Annotated in this window: 1 protein-coding gene and 1 pseudogene; one reads left to right on the top strand and one right to left on the bottom strand. The window is 55.1% G+C overall.

The genetic code is table 11. The features are described from left to right. Window positions 1–387 (bottom strand): annotated as a pseudogene (locus tag BHE85_RS17835) (IS3 family transposase); the annotation flags it as partial. Window positions 388–412: 25 nt separating this feature from the next. Between BHE85_RS17835 and BHE85_RS17830 the strand changes: the two are divergent. Continuing rightward, the coding region (locus tag BHE85_RS17830; RefSeq protein WP_023147292.1) for an IS3 family transposase at window positions 413–643 on the top strand (231 nt) is incomplete at its 3' end.

The following is a 643-nucleotide window of genomic DNA, read 5'->3' as shown; positions in this document are numbered from 1 at the left end:
ACAGGTCACATCACCGCACCACACCTGATTTGGCTCGGTCACGGCGAACTGCCTTTCAAGGTAGTTAGGGATAGCAACATGTTCATGACCACCACGTTTATACCGGTGAGTCGGCTGCTGACAGCTGACCAGCCCCAGCTCTTTCATGTGCCTGCCAGCAAGCCAGCGTCCCATCTGGTAGCCTCTCCGGGTTGCCATTGTGGCGATGCTTCTTGCTCCGGCCGAACCATGGCTGATGCCATGTAGCTCAAGTACCTGACTGCGTAATACAGCCCGTCTGCCGTCTGGTTTTTCAGGACGGTTTTTCCAGTATCTGTAGCTGCTGCGATGAACCCCGAACACTTGGCAGAGTGTGACCTGAACCGCCCCGGGAATCCTGGAGACTAAACTTCCTGAGAAAGAGGTAAACAGGATGACTAAAAATACTCGTTTTTCCCCCGAAGTCCGTCAGAGGGCGATTCGTATGGTTCTGGAAAGTCAGGGCGAATATGACTCACAGTGGGCGGCAATTTGTTCCATTGCCCCAAAGATTGGCTGTACACCGGAGACTCTGCGTGTCTGGGTACGCCAGCATGAGCGGGATACCGGAGGCGGTGATGGCGGGCTCACCACCGCTGAACGTCAGCGTCTGAAAGAGCTGGAA

Origin of the sequence: Shigella sp. FC1567 (genome assembly GCF_001743015.1) — a bacterium.
GTDB lineage: Bacteria > Pseudomonadota > Gammaproteobacteria > Enterobacterales > Enterobacteriaceae > Escherichia > Escherichia coli.
This window is presented reverse-complemented; position numbering and strand designations above follow the sequence as displayed.